General features: G+C 62.1%; 16 protein-coding genes and 1 pseudogene. 11 read left to right on the plus strand and 6 right to left on the minus strand.

The window, feature by feature from the left end; genetic code table 11:
- Positions 1 to 60 precede the first annotated feature (60 nt).
- The 6 genes and pseudogenes from purB to map all read right to left on the minus strand — a co-directional run bounded on the left by purB (position 61) and on the right by map (position 5,611).
- The gene (purB, locus tag C7I36_RS04170; RefSeq protein ID WP_106452472.1) at positions 61 to 1,431 is read right to left on the minus strand and encodes an adenylosuccinate lyase; all 1,371 of its coding nucleotides are present in this window, start codon (positions 1,429 to 1,431) and stop codon (positions 61 to 63) included.
- Between the two features lie 40 nt (positions 1,432 to 1,471).
- Complete coding sequence (gene hflD, locus C7I36_RS04175; protein WP_106452473.1) at positions 1,472 to 2,095, minus strand: high frequency lysogenization protein HflD; 624 nt, start codon at positions 2,093 to 2,095, stop codon at positions 1,472 to 1,474.
- Positions 2,092 to 3,198, minus strand: a complete 1,107-nt coding sequence (mnmA, locus tag C7I36_RS04180) for a tRNA 2-thiouridine(34) synthase MnmA (RefSeq protein WP_106452474.1) — start codon at positions 3,196 to 3,198, stop codon at positions 2,092 to 2,094. The genes hflD and mnmA overlap by 4 nt, the downstream gene beginning before the upstream one ends.
- 233 nt (positions 3,199 to 3,431) lie before the next feature.
- Positions 3,432 to 3,887: an NUDIX hydrolase gene (locus C7I36_RS04185; protein ID WP_106452475.1), complete on the minus strand. Its 456-nt coding sequence runs from the start codon at positions 3,885 to 3,887 to the stop codon at positions 3,432 to 3,434.
- A pseudogene (locus C7I36_RS04190) lies at positions 3,887 to 4,474 on the minus strand (pseudouridine synthase); the annotation flags it as partial. The gene C7I36_RS04185 and the pseudogene C7I36_RS04190, both read right to left, overlap by 1 nt.
- Before the next feature lie 351 nt (positions 4,475 to 4,825).
- Positions 4,826 to 5,611 carry a type I methionyl aminopeptidase gene (map, locus tag C7I36_RS04195; RefSeq protein ID WP_106452476.1) on the minus strand — a complete coding sequence of 262 codons (786 nt, stop codon included), beginning with the start codon at positions 5,609 to 5,611 and terminating at the stop codon, positions 4,826 to 4,828.
- Positions 5,612 to 5,993: 382 nt separating this feature from the next.
- On the opposite strand from map, the gene rpsB reads away from it, so the two are divergent.
- From rpsB to lpxD, 11 genes are all read left to right on the plus strand, one after another.
- Complete coding sequence (rpsB, locus tag C7I36_RS04200; protein WP_106452477.1) at positions 5,994 to 6,719, plus strand: 30S ribosomal protein S2; 726 nt, start codon at positions 5,994 to 5,996, stop codon at positions 6,717 to 6,719.
- A 108-nt stretch (positions 6,720 to 6,827) separates the two neighbouring features.
- A complete protein-coding gene (gene tsf / locus C7I36_RS04205) occupies positions 6,828 to 7,706 on the plus strand; it encodes a translation elongation factor Ts (RefSeq protein WP_106452478.1) in 879 nt (292 codons plus the stop codon).
- A 71-nt stretch (positions 7,707 to 7,777) separates the two neighbouring features.
- Positions 7,778 to 8,506, plus strand: coding sequence for a UMP kinase (pyrH, locus tag C7I36_RS04210; protein ID WP_106452479.1), 729 nt, complete (start codon positions 7,778 to 7,780; stop codon positions 8,504 to 8,506).
- Positions 8,507 to 8,551: 45 nt separating this feature from the next.
- Positions 8,552 to 9,109, plus strand: a complete 558-nt coding sequence (gene frr / locus C7I36_RS04215) for a ribosome recycling factor (RefSeq protein ID WP_106452480.1) — start codon at positions 8,552 to 8,554, stop codon at positions 9,107 to 9,109.
- Between the two features lie 74 nt (positions 9,110 to 9,183).
- The gene (uppS, locus tag C7I36_RS04220; protein ID WP_106452481.1) at positions 9,184 to 9,951 is read left to right on the plus strand and encodes a polyprenyl diphosphate synthase; all 768 of its coding nucleotides are present in this window, start codon (positions 9,184 to 9,186) and stop codon (positions 9,949 to 9,951) included.
- A 16-nt stretch (positions 9,952 to 9,967) separates the two neighbouring features.
- Entirely contained in the window at positions 9,968 to 10,822 is an 855-nt protein-coding gene (locus C7I36_RS04225; protein ID WP_106452482.1) for a phosphatidate cytidylyltransferase, read from the plus strand.
- A gap of 3 nt (positions 10,823 to 10,825) precedes the next feature.
- Positions 10,826 to 12,019: a 1-deoxy-D-xylulose-5-phosphate reductoisomerase gene (ispC, locus tag C7I36_RS04230; protein ID WP_106452483.1), complete on the plus strand. Its 1,194-nt coding sequence runs from the start codon at positions 10,826 to 10,828 to the stop codon at positions 12,017 to 12,019.
- On the plus strand, positions 12,016 to 13,365 hold the full coding sequence (gene rseP / locus C7I36_RS04235) for a sigma E protease regulator RseP (RefSeq protein WP_106452484.1): 1,350 nt from the start codon (positions 12,016 to 12,018) through the stop codon (positions 13,363 to 13,365). Before ispC ends, rseP begins: the two co-directional genes overlap by 4 nt.
- Positions 13,366 to 13,397: 32 nt before the next feature.
- Positions 13,398 to 15,797, plus strand: coding sequence for an outer membrane protein assembly factor BamA (bamA, locus tag C7I36_RS04240; RefSeq protein WP_106452485.1), 2,400 nt, complete (start codon positions 13,398 to 13,400; stop codon positions 15,795 to 15,797).
- Between the two features lie 102 nt (positions 15,798 to 15,899).
- Positions 15,900 to 16,400, plus strand: a complete 501-nt coding sequence (locus C7I36_RS04245) for an OmpH/Skp family outer membrane protein (RefSeq protein ID WP_106452486.1) — start codon at positions 15,900 to 15,902, stop codon at positions 16,398 to 16,400.
- A gap of 12 nt (positions 16,401 to 16,412) precedes the next feature.
- Complete coding sequence (gene lpxD, locus C7I36_RS04250) at positions 16,413 to 17,441, plus strand: UDP-3-O-(3-hydroxymyristoyl)glucosamine N-acyltransferase (protein ID WP_106452487.1); 1,029 nt, start codon at positions 16,413 to 16,415, stop codon at positions 17,439 to 17,441.
- Positions 17,442 to 17,443 lie beyond the last annotated feature (2 nt).

The following is a 17,443-nucleotide window of genomic DNA, read 5'->3' on the forward strand; positions in this document are numbered from 1 at the left end:
AGCGCAGGCGAGCTGCCTGCGCTCCAGGGGAGCCCGGGCTCCCCCTTACCGTTTGTGCCGTTACTTCAGCTCGTCGGTAAGCTGGATGGCACGGCCGATGTAGTTGGCCGGGGTCAGCTTTTTCAGCTCGGCCTTCACCGGCTCGGGCAGCTCCAGGCCGTCGATAAAGGCGCGCATGCCCTCGGCATCCACCCGCTTGCCGCGGGTCAGCTCCTTGAGCTTCTCGTAGGGCTTTTCGATACCGTAGCGGCGCATTACCGTCTGCACCGGCTCGGCCAGCACTTCCCAGTTTTGATCCAGATCGTCGGCCAGCGCCTGGGGATTGGCTTCCAGCTTGCTGATGCCCTTGAGGGTGGCCTGGTAGGCGATAAGCGAATAGCCCACCGCCACCCCCAGGTTGCGCAGCACAGTGCTGTCGGTCAGATCCCGCTGCCAGCGGGAGATGGGCAGCTTGGCGGCCAGGTGGTTGAACACGGCGTTGGCCAGGCCTAGGTTGCCTTCGGAGTTTTCGAAGTCGATGGGGTTGACCTTGTGGGGCATGGTGCTGGAGCCGATTTCACCGGCTACGGTACGCTGCTTGAAGTAGCCCACCGAGATGTAGCCCCAGATATCCCGATCGAAGTCGATGAGGATGGTGTTGAAGCGGGCCAGGGCGTCGAACAGCTCGGCAATGTAGTCGTGGGGCTCGATCTGGGTGGTGTAGGGGTTCCAGGTCAGGCCCAGGCGGGTGACGAAGCGCTCGGCGAAGGCGTGCCAGTCCACTTCCGGGTAGGCGGACATATGGGCGTTGTAGTTGCCCACGGCGCCGTTGATCTTGGCCAGCAGCTCCACCGCCAGGATCTGCTTGAACTGGCGCTCCAGCCGGTAGGCCACGTTGGCCATTTCCTTGCCCAGGGTGGTGGGCGAGGCGGGCTGGCCGTGGGTGCGGCTCAGCATGGGCACGTCCCGGTATTGATGGGCCAGTTGCTTGACCGCGTCGACAAGCTCGCGGCAGTAGGGGGCGATCACTTCTTCCCGGGCGGCCTTCAGCATCAGGGCGTGGGCGTTGTTGTTGATGTCCTCGCTGGTGCAGGCGAAGTGGATGAACTCGCTCACTGCCGCCAGCTCGGGCAGGGCCTCGACCTTTTCCTTGAGGAAGTACTCCACCGCCTTTACGTCATGGTTGGTGGTGCGTTCAATGTCCTTGATGCGCTGGCCGTCGGTCTCGTTGAACTCGGCGACAATGCGGTCGAGCAGGGCATTGGCCTCGGCGGACAGGGCGGGCACCTCGGTGATTTCAGCATGCTCGGCCAGGGCCTGTAGCCAGCGGACTTCCACTTCCACGCGGAAACGCAACAGACCGAACTCGGAGAAAATGGCGCGCAGCGCCTCAGTTTTGTTGCCGTAACGGCCATCGACCGGGGAAATGGCCGTTAATGCTGACAATTCCATGAACAAGGACTCCTGAAGGTTGGGGGGTAACTAACGAGGTTCAGTCGCGCAGGGCGGCCTGGGCCTGGGCCACCAGCCGCTTGCGCGAAAACAGGATATGGCGGCGCTTGCCGCCGAGCTGGCGCCATAGCACGGCGCTGCGGATGCCGGCCAGCAGCAGGGCGCGGATCTGGTGCTGCACCAGGGATTGCTGCAGGTAGGCGGGGTTGCCCGCTACCTGAATGCGCGGCCCCAGGGGACTGACGATGTCGCTGTAGATGCTGGCCAGGTTGGCCAGCACCTGCTCGTCGAGCAGCTCGAAATGGTGCAACTGGCGCTTGACCTGGTTGATGCGCTCGCCCAGCATGGCCAGCAGATCGCGGCGGCGGGCCAGCTTGCGTTCCAGCGCCACCAGGCCCACCAGATAGCGGGTCAGTTCGGCGTTTTTCTGGGCGCTGTCGCTGCTCAGCTGTTCGATCAGGGTCTGGTAGCCCAGGCGCAGTTGGCCATGGCCGCCATAGATATCCTGCGAGCGCTCGGCGTCGGTGACCAGGATGCTGTTGAGGGTGGCCTTGAGTATTTCCTTGTCTTCAATGCTGCCCTGGCGGGCGACCTGCTGTACCAGGCCGACCGCCTGGCAGATGCCGGCGAAGGCCAGGGTTTGGTTTTCCAGACTGTGACTCACGCTTGCTCCTGACTGAATCGGGTTTCGATAATGCCGCCGCCCAGGCAGATCTCGCCCTGGTAGAATACGGCGGACTGGCCCGGCGTCACCGCGGCCTGGGGACTGTCGAAGGTGACCCGGATGGTGTCGGCGTCCACCGGCTCCACCAGGCAGGGAATGTCGGCCTGGCGGTAGCGGGTTTTTACCGTACAGCGCAGGGGGGCCGTGACCGGCCGGCGGTCCACCCAGTGCAGCTGGCGGGCGATAAGGCCATGGGAATAGAGACGGGGATGATCGCCCTGGGCCACCACCAGCACGTTGCGTTCCAGATCCTTGTCCACCACATACCAGGGATCGTCGGTGGCGTTTTTGAGGCCGCCGATACCAAGGCCCTTGCGCTGGCCCAGGGTGTGGTACATCAGCCCCTGGTGCGTGCCGATGACCTCGCCGGCCACGGTTTCAATATTGCCCGGCTGGGCGGGCAGGTAGCGGGCCAGGAAGTCGCGGAATTTGCGCTCGCCGATAAAGCAGATGCCGGTGGAGTCCTTCTTCTTGGCGGTCACCAGGCCGAGCTGTTCGGCGATGCGGCGCACCTCGGGCTTTTCCAGCTCGCCCACCGGGAACAGGCTCTTGGCCACCTGTTGGGAGCTCAGGGTATAGAGGAAGTAGCTCTGATCCTTGTTGCCGTCCAGGCCGCGTAGCAGTTTGGGCTGGTCGTCGAAGCTGCGGCGCACGTAGTGGCCGGTGGCGATATAGTCGGCGCCCAGATCCTCGGCGGCAAACTCCAGGAAGGCCTTGAACTTGATTTCCTTGTTGCACAGGATGTCCGGGTTGGGCGTGCGCCCGGCCTGGTACTCGGCCAGGAAGTGCTCGAACACGTTGTCCCAGTACTCGGCGGCGAAGTTGATGGTGTGAAGCTCGATGCCGAGCTTGTCGCACACCGCCTGGGCGTCACGCAGATCCTCGGCGGCGGAGCAATACTCGTCGGTGTCGTCTTCTTCCCAGTTCTTCATGAACAGGCCTTCCACCTGGTAGCCCTGCTGTTGCAGCAGCCAGGCCGACACCGAGGAATCCACACCGCCGGACATGCCGACAATCACTTTTAGCTGACTGTTATCGCTCATACGCGCCCGTTACCTGTTAGCAAAACGGGCGGTATTTTACCAGACAAATGCCGTAAGGGGGAGGCGTGGTTTAAGCCGCAAGCCCGGCTGATTATCTGCACGGGGCATTGGAGCGCGGGCGGCCCGCCCGCATGGGTGTTATGCCGAGGCTGGAGTGTGCTTTGCAAGCCCGAGGGTTCCCGCTGTGCGGGAATGCAGGCGAGCCGCCTGCGCTCCAGGGAGCGGCGTTCCCCTCACGCTTCACGCCTCACGCTTTTCAACACGTCCAGCGGAAAACGCGCCCCGGCCAGGTAATCCCGGAACGAGGCGAGAATAAGCGGGCTGCGCAACTGGTTACCCAGGGCCTCGATCTCGGCCAGGGTCAGCCAGTGGCAGCGGATGATGTCGCCGTCCGGATCCTGGGGGTGGGTGGCCAGCGGCTCGGCCACTTCCACACAGAAGGTAAAGCGCACAAAGTGCTTGCCGTTGTCCGGCGCCTGGTACTGGTAGATGCCCACCGCCTGCCCGATGGGCAGGGACAGGCCGGTTTCTTCCAGCAATTCGCGGCGGGCGCCGGCCAGCAGATCCTCGCCCGGCTCCAGGTGGCCGGCGGGCTGGTTGAACATGATGCGCCCCTGCTGCCACTCTTCCACCATCAAGAAACGTTCACCGGCGCGCACTATCACCGCCAGGGTCACCGCATGGCTCATAGTGTTCTCCATTGTCCGGGCTGCAGGTCGCCGAGGGTCCAGTCGCCCACGGCATAGCGAATAAGCCGCAGGGTGGGAAAGCCGATATGGGCGGTCATGCGCCGTACCTGGCGGTTGCGTCCCTCGGTGATGTCAATCTCCAGCCAGCTGGTGGGAATGGCCTGGCGCTCGCGGATGGGCGGCACCCGCGGCCATACCGCGGGCTCCGGCATCAAGCGCACCCTGGCCGGCAGGGTGGGGCCGTCGTTAAGGGTAACGCCATGGCGCAGTTTATCTAAATCGGCCTCGGTGGGCACGCCTTCCACCTGCACCCAATAGGTCTTTTCGGTCTTACGTCCGGGCTGGGTTAAACGGGCGTTGAGGGCGCCGTCGTTGGTCAGCACCAGCAGGCCCTCGCTGTCCCGGTCCAGCCGGCCGGCGGCATAGACGCCGGGTACATCCACATAGTCGGCCAGGGTCTGGCGGCCATCGCCGTCGGTAAACTGGCACAGCACCATATAGGGCTTGTTCAACAGCAGGGTCACGGTTGGGCCGGCGGGCTTTTTCGGCGCGGGCCTGCGGGGGCGGCGGCTAAGGTTGGGTTTCATGGGGTAGCTGCTTTGTTATACAGAATAGGCGGATGACAAAGGTTTGCTGTCTGGCCGTGCACTTCGTCGGACACAGGGCACTGTTTCGCCGGCACGCCGTGAATACGTCCATGTAGGCTCCACTGCGCCATCCATGGCGCAGAGGGCACGGCGAAACAGTGCCCTCTGCCCTCCTGGGTTTGACCTCGGAGCCGCCGGTCGTCAAACAGGCACCTCCGAGGCTTCTCGAAGCAGCAGCGGGGATTGCCGTAGCCGACCGTCAAATGCCAAGGATGGCATTTGCCGAGCGCCCCATGGATGGGCTTGAAGCGTGTCGGCGGAGCGCAACCGCGTTGCTGCTTCGCATTACAGTCAGGCGGTGATAATCCGCGGCAGGGTGTCGTCTTTACGCAGGGTCAGCACTTCGCAGCCGGTTTCGGTCACCAGTATGGTGTGCTCATACTGGGCCGACAGGCTGCGGTCCTTGGTGACTACGGTCCAGCCGTCGCCCAGCATCTTGCTGTGGCGCTTGCCCACGTTGATCATGGGTTCAATGGTCAGGCACATGCCGGCCTTCAGTACCTCGCCGGTGCCCGGCTTGCCGTAGTGCAGCACCTGGGGCTCCTCGTGGAATTCCTTGCCGATGCCATGGCCGCAGTATTCCCGCACCACAGAGTAGTGATGGGCTTCGGCGTGTTTCTGAATGGCGGCGCCAATGTCCCCCAGGCGAACACCGTCCTTGACCATTTTAATGCCGATTTCCATGCATTCCTGGGTCACCCGGCACAGCCGCTCGGCCATGATGCTCGGCTTGCCCACGATAAACATCCTGGAGGTGTCGCCGTGGTAGTCGTCCTTGATGACGGTAATGTCGATATTGATGATGTCGCCGTCCTTGAGCTTCTTGTCGGACGGAATACCGTGGCAGATCACATGGTTGACCGAGGTGCAGATGGACTTGGGAAAACCGTGATAGTTGAGCGGCGCCGGAATGGCCTGCTGCTCGTTGACGATATAGTCATGGCAGATGCGGTTGAGTTCGTCCGTGGTCACGCCGGGCTGGACATGGGGTTCGATCATTTCCAGCACTTCCGCGGCCAGCCGGCCGGCCACGCGCATTTTTTCGATTTCTTCCGGGGTTTTTATGACTATGCTCATACTCGTCTCTGACTGTTGTGGGCCGGCCCTGGTCGCCTCCGTGCATCCTGGCCGGTCGTGGTTGCCGCCGTGAAACAGGACTGGCCTGGTCGCGCGCCGGAGCGCTCAATACGGGCCCGGCGCCGGCTTGTCCCGGCCTCAAGGGGCCAAAAGTGTAACCCCTGGCGCCGGCAACTTCCAGTAGCGAAATCGCCGCCGGCGCTGGTGCGGGCGGGCGCTTTATGGTATAAAGCGCGCCGTGACAGCCATGCCTGTGGCCTGGCCGTGTCACACAACATTCACTTTTTAACACACACACACATCGGCACATGCTCCAGGGTGCCTGCGGGTCGGAGTCATGGGATGTGTGGAGGCCTAACCCAATACTTTATTAGAGGAAATCATGGCACAAGTATCTATGCGCGACATGCTGAAAGCCGGCGTTCACTTTGGTCACCAGACCCGTTTCTGGAACCCCAAGATGAAGCCCTTCATTTTCGGCGCCAGCAACCGGGTTCACATCATCAACCTGGAAAAAACAGTTCCCCTGTTCAACGACGCCCTGAACTACCTGGGCAGCGTTGCCTCACGCAAGGGCAAAATCCTGTTTGTTGGTACCAAGCGCGCAGCCTCTGAAGCCGTCAAAGAAGCCGCGACCAAGTGTGATCAGTTCTATGTCAACCACCGCTGGCTGGGTGGCATGCTGACCAACTGGAAAACCGTGCGTCAGTCCATCAGCCGCCTGAAAGAGCTGGAAACCCAGTCTCAGGACGGTACCTTCGACAAGCTGACCAAGAAAGAGGCGCTGATGCGTACTCGCGAAATGGAAAAGCTGGAGAAATCCCTGGGCGGTATCAAGGACATGGGCGGTCTGCCCGACGTACTGTTCGTCATCGATGCCGATCACGAGCACATCGCCATCAAGGAAGCCAACAACCTGGGTATTCCCGTGGTTGCGGTAGTGGACACCAACTCCAACCCGGACGGCGTCGACTACATCATCCCTGGTAACGATGACGCCATCCGCGCCGTTCAGCTGTACCTGAACGCCGCTGCTGACGCCGTGGCTGCCGCTCGTGCGCAAGACCTGGCCGTGCAAGCCGAAGACAACTACGTCGTTGAAGAATAATAAAGTCTGAGCGAATCGCTTAAGCCTTTATTAACCATACGAAAGTAATGGGTTAACAGGGGCCTCGTGCCCCTGTTTTCTTGTAGACCAAGACCGAGGACATTAGAGATGGCAAATATTACCGCCGCCCTGGTAAAAGAACTGCGCGAGCGCACCGGCGCCGGCATGATGGATTGTAAAAAAGCCCTGATCGAAGCCAATGGCGACATCGAGAAGGCCATCGAAGACATGCGCAAGTCCGGCCAGGCCAAAGCCGCCAAGAAAGCCGGTCGTATCGCCGCCGAAGGTATCATCCTGGTCCGTCAGGCCGGCAACACCGCCGTGATGGTTGAGCTGAACAGCGAAACCGACTTCGTTGCCAAGGACGCCGGTTTCCGCGCCTTCGGCGAGAAAGTGGCCGATATCGCCCTGGCCGGCAAAATCAACGATCTGGACGCGCTGAAAGCCGCCGAGTTCGAGAACGGTGAAAACGTCGAAACCGCCCTGACCAACCTGATCGCCAAAATCGGCGAGAACATGAGCCTGCGCCGCGTGGTGCTGGTGGAAGGCGACAACCTGACCACCTACCTGCACGGCACCCGCATCGGCGTTATCGTCAATCTGAAAGGCGGTGACGAAGAAGTGGCCAAAGACGTGGCCATGCACGTGGCTGCCTGCAGCCCGCAGTTCGTCAAGCCCGAAGACGTGTCCGACGAAGTGGTCGCCAAAGAGCGCGAAATCCAGGTGGAAATCGCCGTCAACTCCGGCAAGCCGAAAGAGATCGCCGAGAAGATGGTGGAAGGCCGCATGAAGAAGTTCACCGGCGAAATCTCCCTCACCGGCCAGCCCTTCGTCAAGGATCCTTCCGTGTCCGTGGCCGATGTGCTCAAGCAGAAAGGTGCCGACGCCCTGGGCTTCGTCCGCTTTGAAGTGGGCGAGGGCATCGAGCGCAAGGAAGAAGACTTCGCCGCCGAAGTTCAGGCGCAAATCGCTGCCGCCAAGGGTTAATCCCTGCTATTTTAATGCTATCCAGACCGCGACACCCGTCGCGGTCTTTCTATGACCAGGAATAGAAAAGCATGAGTACCAATCCCAAACCCGCATACAGACGCATTCTTCTCAAACTCAGCGGCGAAGCGCTGCAGGGAGAGGAAGGCTTTGGTATCGATCCCGCCGTACTGGAGCGTATGGCGCAGGAAATCAAGGAACTGGTTGAATTGGGCGTCCAGGTCGGCCTGGTGATCGGCGGTGGCAACCTGTTCCGTGGGGCGGGCCTGGCCAAGGCGGGGATGAACCGCGTGGTGGGCGACCACATGGGTATGTTGGCCACCGTGATGAACGGCCTGGCCATGCGTGATGCCCTGCACCGTGCTTATGTGAATGCTCGCCTGATGTCCGCCATTACCCTGGAAGGGATGTGCGACAGCTACAACTGGGCGGAAGCCATCAGCCTGTTGCGCAAGGGCCGGGTGGTGATCTTCTCCGCCGGCACCGGCAATCCCTTCTTTACCACCGACTCGGCCGCCTGCCTGCGCGGCATCGAAATCGAGGCCGACGTGGTGCTGAAAGCCACCAAGGTGGATGGGGTGTTCAGTGACGACCCCATGAAAAACCCCGATGCCGAACTGTTCCATCATCTCGACTACAACGAAGTGCTGGATCGCGAACTCAAAGTGATGGATCTGGCCGCCTTTACCCTGGCGCGGGATCACAACCTGCCGATCCGGGTCTTTAATATGAACAAGCCGGGTGCGTTGCGCCGCGCCGTGATGGGGGAGACCGAAGGGACCCTCATCTGTCGTAAATAATTCGCGGCCGCTGCCTCTTCAAGTCATAGCCATAGGATAAAGACAGTGATTAACGAGATTAAGAACGACGCCAAAGTGCGTATGGAAAAAAGCGTGGAAGCCCTGAAGGGCCAGATGAACAAGGTACGTACCGGCCGGGCCCATCCCAGCCTGCTCGACACCATTTATGTGGATTATTACGGCGCGTCCACCCCTCTCAAGCAGGTGGGCAACGTGACCACCGAAGACTCCCGTACCCTGGCGGTGACGGTGTTCGATCGTTCCATGATCCAGGCGGTGGAAAAGGCCATCATGATGTCTGACCTGGGCCTCAATCCTTCCAGTGCCGGCACCACCATCCGCATTCCGCTGCCGGCGCTGACCGAAGAGCGCCGCAAGGATCTGATCAAGGTGGTGCGCGCCGAGGCCGAACAGGGCCGGGTGGCCATCCGCAACATCCGCCGCGATGCCAACAGCGATCTGAAAGCGCTGTTGAAAGACAAGGAAATTTCCGAGGACGACGACCGTCGCGCCCAGGATGATATCCAGAAACTGACCGATCTCTTCATCAAGCTGGTGGACGAAGCACTCGCCGCCAAAGAGAAAGAGTTAATGGAAATCTGATACTTACATCAGGTATAGTAGCCGACGCCGTGTAGCTGCCTGCACGGCGTTTGTCTTTGTGCAGGAGTAATTTAATGCCAGCAACGGCAGCATTCGACGGCCAGCCCCAGCTTCCCCGCCACGTCGCCATCATCATGGACGGCAATGGCCGCTGGGCCGAGCAGCGCGGCAAACTGCGGGTATCCGGCCACAAGGCGGGAGTCAAATCGGTACGCGAGGCGGTGACCTTTGCCTACAAGCTGAAGCTCGACGCCCTGACCCTGTTCGCCTTTTCCAGCGAAAACTGGCGCCGCCCGGAAGACGAGGTCAGCGCCCTGATGAGCCTGTTTATCGCCGTGCTGGGCTCGGAAGTCCGCAAGCTGCATCGTAACAATATCCGGCTGCGGATTATCGGCGAACGCGGCGCCTTCAGCGAGCACCTCCAGCGCAAGATTGACGATGCCGAACGGCTGACCGCCGGCAATACCGGCCTGACCCTCAATATCGCCGCCAATTACGGCGGGCGCTGGGATATTACCCAGGCCGCCCGGGCCCTGGCCGAGGCGGTGGCGGCGGGGCGGCTGGTGCCCGGCGACATTACCGAGCCCTTGCTCGATGCGCAGTTACAGCTGGCCGATCTGGCCCCGGTGGATCTGCTGATCCGCACCGGCGGCGAGCAGCGCATCAGCAATTTTCTGCTTTGGCAACTGGCCTACGCCGAGCTGTATTTTACCCCCGTGCTCTGGCCCGACTTCGGCGAGGAGTCCTTCAGCGAGGCGGTGGCCGCCTTCGTAGGACGGGAACGCCGCTTTGGCTGTACCGGGGCACAAATCCGTGCCCTGGTCGCGGACGGCCAGGCATGACGAGAGAGGATCATTCTTGCTGAAGCTCAGAATCATCACGGCCCTGTGCCTTATTCCCCTGGTGCTGGGTGCCATCTTTCTGTTGCCCCTGCCTTTTTTCGCCCTGTTCGCCACCGGCGTATTCCTGCTGGCCGGCCGGGAGTGGGGGCGTTTCATCGACAGCCGCAAAGCCAATGTGGTAATGGTGTTCCTGGCCATGGTGCTGATGGCCCTGATGGCCAGTGTGCCCATCGAGCGGATCTGGGCCGAGGGGTTGCACCCCTGGGTGGCCTGGGTGCTTTATGGCGGCGCCCTCTGGTGGCTGGTGGCCCTGGGGTTGGTGCTGGCCTATCCCCGCTCCGCCGACCTGTGGCGAGAGCACCTCTGGCTCAAGGCCCTGTTTGCCCTGCTCAGCCTGATCCCCTTTTTCTGGGCACTGCTGGTGCTGCGCAGCTACCAGTATGAGCACAATCCCTATTACGGTGCCTGGCTGCTGCTGTTTGTGATGTCCCTGGTATGGGTGGCCGATACCGGCGCCTATTTTGTCGGCAAGGGCATCGGCCGGCGCAAGCTGTGCCCCCGGGTCAGCCCGGGCAAAACCATAGAGGGCATGCTTGGCGGGGTTCTGTCCGCCAGCCTGCTGGCGCTGGTGGTAACCCAGACCCTGGGCCTGCCGCTGCGCGACAGCGGCGTGCTGCTGCTGGCCTCGGTGCTGGCGGTGCTGGCCTCGGTGCTGGGCGATCTGGTGGAAAGCATGTTCAAGCGGGAAGCCGGCATCAAGGATTCCGGCCATATCCTTCCCGGTCATGGCGGCATCATGGACCGGATTGACAGCCTGACCGCCGCCTTGCCGGTCTTTATTGTTATTGTGCACTTGCTGGAGCGGGGATAAACCATGACCACGCTGACCATACTGGGCGCCAGCGGCTCCATCGGCCAGAGTACCCTGGCCGTGGTGCGGCGCCATCCCGGGCGGTTTTCGCTGTTTGCGCTGACCGCCGGCCGGCAGGTGGAAAGGATGTATGCCGACTGCCTGGAATTCAGCCCCCGCTATGCGGTGATGGCCGATGAAACCGCGGCCGCCGAGCTGCGTCGCCGGCTGGCGCAGCAGGGTTGCCCGACCCGGGTCCTGGAGGGCGCGCGCGCCCTGTGCGAGGTGGCCGAGGATGCCCAAGTGGATACAGTGATGGCGGCCATTGTCGGCGCCGCCGGCCTGCTGCCCACCCTGGCGGCGGTGCGGGCCGGCAAGCGGGTGCTGCTCGCCAACAAGGAAGCCCTGGTGATGAGCGGCGAGCTGTTTATTGAAGCAGTGCACCGGCATGGCGCCCGGTTGTTGCCGGTGGACAGCGAGCACAATGCCATTTTCCAGTGCCTGCCGCCCGAGCTGCAGCACACGCCGGGCCGCGGCCGCCTGGCCGATATGGGAGTTGAGCGCATCCTGCTCACCGGCTCCGGTGGGCCCTTTCGCTACACCCCGGTGGAGGAGCTGGCGGCGGTGACTCCGGCCCAGGCCATCAACCATCCCAACTGGAGCATGGGGCCCAAGATTTCGGTGGACTCGGCCACCATGATGAACAAGGGGCTGGAATACATAGAGGCGCGCTGGCTGTTTAACGCCTCGGCGGATCAGCTGCAGGTGCTGATCCACCCCCAGTCGGTGATCCATTCCATGGTGCAGTACTCGGATGGTTCCGTATTGGCCCAGCTCGGCCAGCCCGATATGATGACGCCCATTGCCCACGCCCTGGCCTGGCCCGAGCGCATCGCCTCCGGCGTGGCGCCGCTGGATTTTACCCGCCTCGGCGAGCTGAGCTTTATGGCGCCGGACCTGGCCCGCTACCCCTGCCTGCAACTGGCCATCGACGCCTGTGCCGCGGGGCAGGGGGCCACCACGGCGCTCAACGCCGCCAATGAGGCGGCGGTGGCGGCCTTTCTGGCAGGCCGGCTCGGTTTTATGGCCATCGCCCGGGTCAACCGGGCTGTGGTCGAGCGGTTGGGCACGACCCGGGCCGACAGCCTGGACGACATTCTCGAACTGGACCGGCAGGCCCGCCTGCTGGCCGGCGACCTGATCAGGAAGGGGTTATGACCGGCATATTGTGGAACCTGGGCGCCTTTATCGTTGCGCTCGGCATCTTGGTGGCGGTACACGAGTTCGGCCACTTCTGGGTGGCCCGGCGCAACGGGGTGAAGGTAGAGCGTTTTTCCATCGGCTTTGGCCGCCCCATCTGGCGGCGTCTGGGCAAGGACGGCACCGAATATGTGGTGGCCATGATACCGCTGGGCGGCTATGTGAAAATGCTCGACGGCCGGGTTGACGAGGTTCCGCCCGAGCAGCGCCACCAGGCGTTCGACAGCAAATCGGTGTGGGCGCGCATGGCGATAGTGGTGGCCGGTCCCATGGCCAATTTCCTGTTTGCAATATTCGCCTTCTGGCTGATGTTCCTGATCGGGGTGCCGGCGGTAAAGCCGGTGCTGCAGCAGGTGGTGGCCGAGTCGCCGGCGGCCGAGGGCGGCCTGGCGCCGGGCATGGAAATCCTGGCCATCGACGGCCGTGAAATACGTACCTGGGAAGATGTCAATTTTGCCCTGATCGGCCGTCTCGGCGCCGGCCAGACCCGTTTTTCGGTGCAGGACGACGGCGGCCGCCGCCAGGAACTGGTGGTACCGCTGCAGCACTGGCAGTTCAACCCGGACGAGACCTCGCCGATCACCGCGCTTGGCCTGGTGCCCGAGGGGCCAACCCTGACCCTGGATCTGGCCCAGGTGATGGAAGAGGGCCCCGGCGAGCGGGCCGGCCTGCTCGCCGACGACCAGCTGTATTCGGTCAACGGCCAGCGGCTGGAAAACTGGGAACAATTTGTATCCCTGGTGCAGGCCTCCCCGGAACAGGCGCTGGAACTTGTGGTGCTGCGCCAGGGTCAGAGCCTGAGCTTGTCGCTGTTGCCGGAACGGCGGGAAACCCGCGACCAGGTAATAGGCTACGTCGGCCTGGCGCCGCAAGTGCTGCCGGTCGATGACCGTTACCGGTTCGAACTCAGCCACGGTCCCCTGCAGGCGGTCTGGGCCGGGATGGAACGGACCTGGGAGCTGACGGTGCTGACCTTCAACATGATCGGCAAGCTGCTTACCGGCATCGTCTCGGTCGACAACCTGAGCGGTCCCATTTCCATCGCCAAGGGAGCGGGGGCCAGCGCCGACTTTGGCCTGGTGTATTTCCTGAGCTTTATGGCGCTGGTCAGTGTCAACCTGGGCATTATCAACCTGTTGCCCTTGCCGGTGCTGGATGGGGGCCACCTGTTGTTCTATCTGGTCGAAGCGGTCACCGGGCGCCCGGTGCCGGAAAAAATACAGGAAATCGGTTTCAAGATTGGGGCGGCCCTGCTGATGTTGCTGATGGGGCTGGCACTGTTTAATGATATTGCTCGTCTTTAGGGCGAACGGACACAAGGATCAAGTCAAACACCATGGCAGTTAAAAAAACGCTCGTCGCTTCCTGCCTGTTGGGCGCCAGCATGCTGGCCCAGGCACAGAGCGGCATGACCCCCTTTGTGGTACAGGACATCCAGGTCAACGGCCTGCAACGGGTGACCCTGGGCGCGGCCCTGCTCAGCCTGCCGGTTCGGGTAGGCGAAGAGGTTGACGGCAGCCGGCTGGCCGAGGCCATCAAGAGCCTTTATGCCTCCGGCAATTTCGAGGATGTCCAGTTGCTGCGCGACGGCGATGTCCTGGTGGTGCAGGTGACCGAGCGTCCCACCATTGCCAGCATCAGCTTCAGCGGCAACAAGGAAATCAAGGAAGAGCAGTTGCAGGAAAGCCTGGACGGCGCCGGGGTGCGCATTGGCGAACCCCTGGACCGCACCACCCTGAGCTCCCTTGAGCAGGGCCTGGAAGACTTCTACTACGGGGTCGGCAAGTACTCCGCCGAGGTCAAGGCGGTGTTGACTCCGCTGCCGCGCAACCGGGTCGACCTCAAGTTCGAATTCGTCGAGGGGCCGGCCGCCGAGATCAAGCAAATCAACATCGTCGGCAACAGGGCCTTCAGCGAAGAGCAGCTGCTGGCCCAGTTGCAACTGTCCGACAGCGTGCCCTGGTGGAACTTTATGGCCGACCAGCGCTACCAGAAGCAAAAACTGGCCGGCGATATCGAAACCCTGCGCTCCTACTACCGGGATCGGGGCTACCTCAAGGCCGAGGTAACCTCGACCCAGGTGTCCATGTCGCCGGACAAGGAAGGGGTTTATATCACCCTCAACGTCAACGAGGGCGAGCAGTACACCGTCTCCGGCGTCAGCCTGCGCGGCGACCTGATCGACCGCCAGAGCGAACTGACCGCCCTGGTGCCCGTTGCCGAGGGCGACCTCTACTCCGCCGCCGACGTGGCCCACATGGAGGAAGTGCTGTCCAAGTTCCTGGGGCGCTTCGGTTATGCCTATCCGCGCATCAACACCTTCCCGCAGATCGATGAAGACAGCAAAAAGGTCGAGCTGGTGGTCAACGTCGAGCCGGGCAACCGGGTCTATGTGCGCCGTATCAATTTCAGCGGCAACCTGATCACCAAGGATGAGGTGCTGCGCCGGGAAATGCGCCAGATGGAAGGCACCTGGCTGTCGAGCGAGCAGGTGGAGCAATCGCGCACCCGCCTCAACCGGCTGGGGTATTTCGAGAACGTCGAGGTGGAAACCCGCCGCGTACCGGGCGAGGACGACCTGGTCGACCTGGATGTGAGCGTCAAGGAGCAACCCGCCGGCTCCATCAACTTCGGGGTGGGTTTTGGCACCGACTCCGGTTTCAGCATCCAGGCCGGCCTGCAGCAGGAAAACTTCCTCGGCACCGGCAACCGGGTCGGCATCAATTCCCAGATGAACGACTATTCCAAGGATGTCTCGCTGGAATACACGGATCCCTACTTTACCGTCGACGGCGTCAGTCTGGGCGGGCGGATTTACTACCGCCAGTTCGAGCCGGATGCCGATGACTACAGCTGGGTGGATTACGAGAGCACCACCTATGGGGTGCGCGCCCTGACCGGTTTCCCGATCAACGAAACCAACAGCCTCAACTTCAGCCTGGGCTATGAGCACAATACCCTGAGCCAGCCGAGTCGTGACGTTTACATTCAGTTGCAGGATTTCTGGCAGGATAATGGCGTTGATAACAGTGACGAGGTCAGCTTCGACGACTTCGACATCACCGCCGGCTGGACCCGCAATAACCTGAACCGGGGCTTCTTTCCCACCGCCGGCAGCCGCCAGAGCCTGGGCGCCAAGGTGACGGTGCCGGGTTCGGATCTGCAGTACTTCAAGCTGAACCTGGACAACGCCCATTATTTCCCGCTCGACCGGGAGCATAACTGGGTGCTGCACGGCAAGTTCCGCGCCGCCTACGGCAACGGTTACGGCGATACCGGCAAGCTGCCCTTTTTCGAAAACTACTATGCGGGCGGTTTCAGCACCCTGCGCGGCTTCAAGAGCAATGCCGTCGGCCCCCGGGCGGTGTATAACGAAAATGGTACATTGCGGGCCGACGACAGCACGGTGGGCGGCAATGCCCTGCTGGCCGGCTCGGTCGAGCTGATTGTGCCCACGCCCTTCGCCGGCGAGGATCTGCAGCGTTCGCTGCGCACCAGCGTCTTTATGGACGTGGGCACCGTCTGGGATACCGAGTATGACGCCTCCCGTTTCGACGGCTGTGCCGAAGGCTGCTACGACTTCGGCGATCCGGCCAAGTACCGGGCGTCCGCCGGTGTCAGCATGCAATGGCTGTCGCCCCTGGGGCCGCTGGTGTTCTCCCTGGCCACGCCGCTGAAGGAAGTGGAAGGGGACAAGACCGAGGTATTCAACTTCAATATCGGCCGTACCTTTTAATGGATCACCTGCCATAGCGCCCGTTAAGGGCGCTTATCAGGTTGTGGCCTGGTGACCAGTTGCGGGCAAGCCGCCCGCGCTCCAACATCGAGGAAAGTTCCAATGAACAAACTGTTGAAACTGGCCGGCGCCCTGGCGCTGGTGATGACCGCCACCCTGGCGCAGGCCCAGGGCAAGATTGCGGTGGTGGATACCGCAGAAGTGTTCCAGAAAATGCCCCAGCGCGACCTGGTGCGCAACCAGTTGCAGAAGGAATTTGACGGCCGCATCAAGGAAGTGCAGAAACTGGAGGCCGATGGCCGCAGCTTTGTAGAAAAGCAGCAAAAAGACATGGCCTTTATGAACGATCAGCAAAAGGCCGAGGCCCAGAAAAAGCTGAACGAGATGCAGGCGACCTATGTGCAGAAACGCCGGACCCTGGAAGAGGATCAGGCCCGCCGCGAGCACGAAGAGCGCCAGAAAATGCTGGCGCGGATCAAGACCGCCATCGACGAAATCACCAAGGCCCAGGGGCTGGAGCTGGTCATTGAGCGCGGCGCCGTCATTTATGTTTCCCCCTCGCTGGACATCACCGATCAGGTGATCAGCCGGGTCAGCAAGTAAGAGAAAAGAGCCATGAAAGTAACGCTGCAAGCGCTGGCCGATGCTCTGGGTGCCGAGCTGAAGGGCGATCCCGGCCTCCACATCACCCGGATCAATACCCTGGACAAGGCCGGTCCGGGCGAAGTGTCCTTTTTGTCCGACAGCAAGTATCGCCACCTGCTGGCCGAAACCAAGGCGGCCGCCGTGATCCTGACGGCCGAAGACAGTGCCGCCTGTCCGGTGGCCTGCCTGGTGATGGCCGATCCCTACCTGGGCTTTGCCCTGGCCGCCCAGCGGCTGGACACCACGCCGGCGCCGGCGGTGGATATCCACCCCAGCGCCGTCATCGCGGAAGATGCCGTGTTGGGCGAGGGCGTGGCCATCGGCGCCAACGCGGTGATCGAGTCGGGCGTGGTGCTGGACGACGGCGTAATCGTCGGCCCCGGCTGCTTTGTCGGTAAACATACCCGGCTGGGCGCGCGCACCCGGCTGTGGGCCAATGTGACCCTCTACCACAACGTGGTGCTGGGTAGCGACTGCCTGGTGCAGTCGGGAGCGGTGATCGGCGCCGACGGCTTCGGTTACGCCAACAACAAGGGCGAGTGGGTCAAAATTCCCCAGCTCGGCGGCGTGGTGATCGGCAACCGGGTGGAAATCGGCGCCTGTACTACCATAGACAGGGGCGCGCTGGGGGATACCCGTATCGCCGACAACGTGATTATCGACAACCAGTGCCAGATAGCCCACAACGTGGAGATAGGTTACGGTACCGCCATGGCCGGCGGCACCGTCATGGCCGGTAGTCTCAAGGTCGGTAAATATTGTATTATTGGCGGCGCTTCGGTCTTCAACGGCCATATGGAGATTTGCGACGGGGTCACCATTACCGGCATGGCCATGGTGATGCGGCCCATCACCGAACCGGGTATCTATTCATCCGGTATTCCCCTGCAGCCCAACAAGGAGTGGCGCAAGACGGCGGCAAGGGTGATGCGTATCGATGACATGCACAAGCGGCTCGGCCGGCTTGAAAAACAACTAAATAACAGCTCCGAAGAGTAGAT

It is taken from the genome of Zobellella taiwanensis (genome assembly GCF_003012795.1).
In the GTDB taxonomy this organism is placed as follows: Bacteria; Pseudomonadota; Gammaproteobacteria; order Enterobacterales; family Aeromonadaceae; genus Oceanimonas; species Oceanimonas taiwanensis.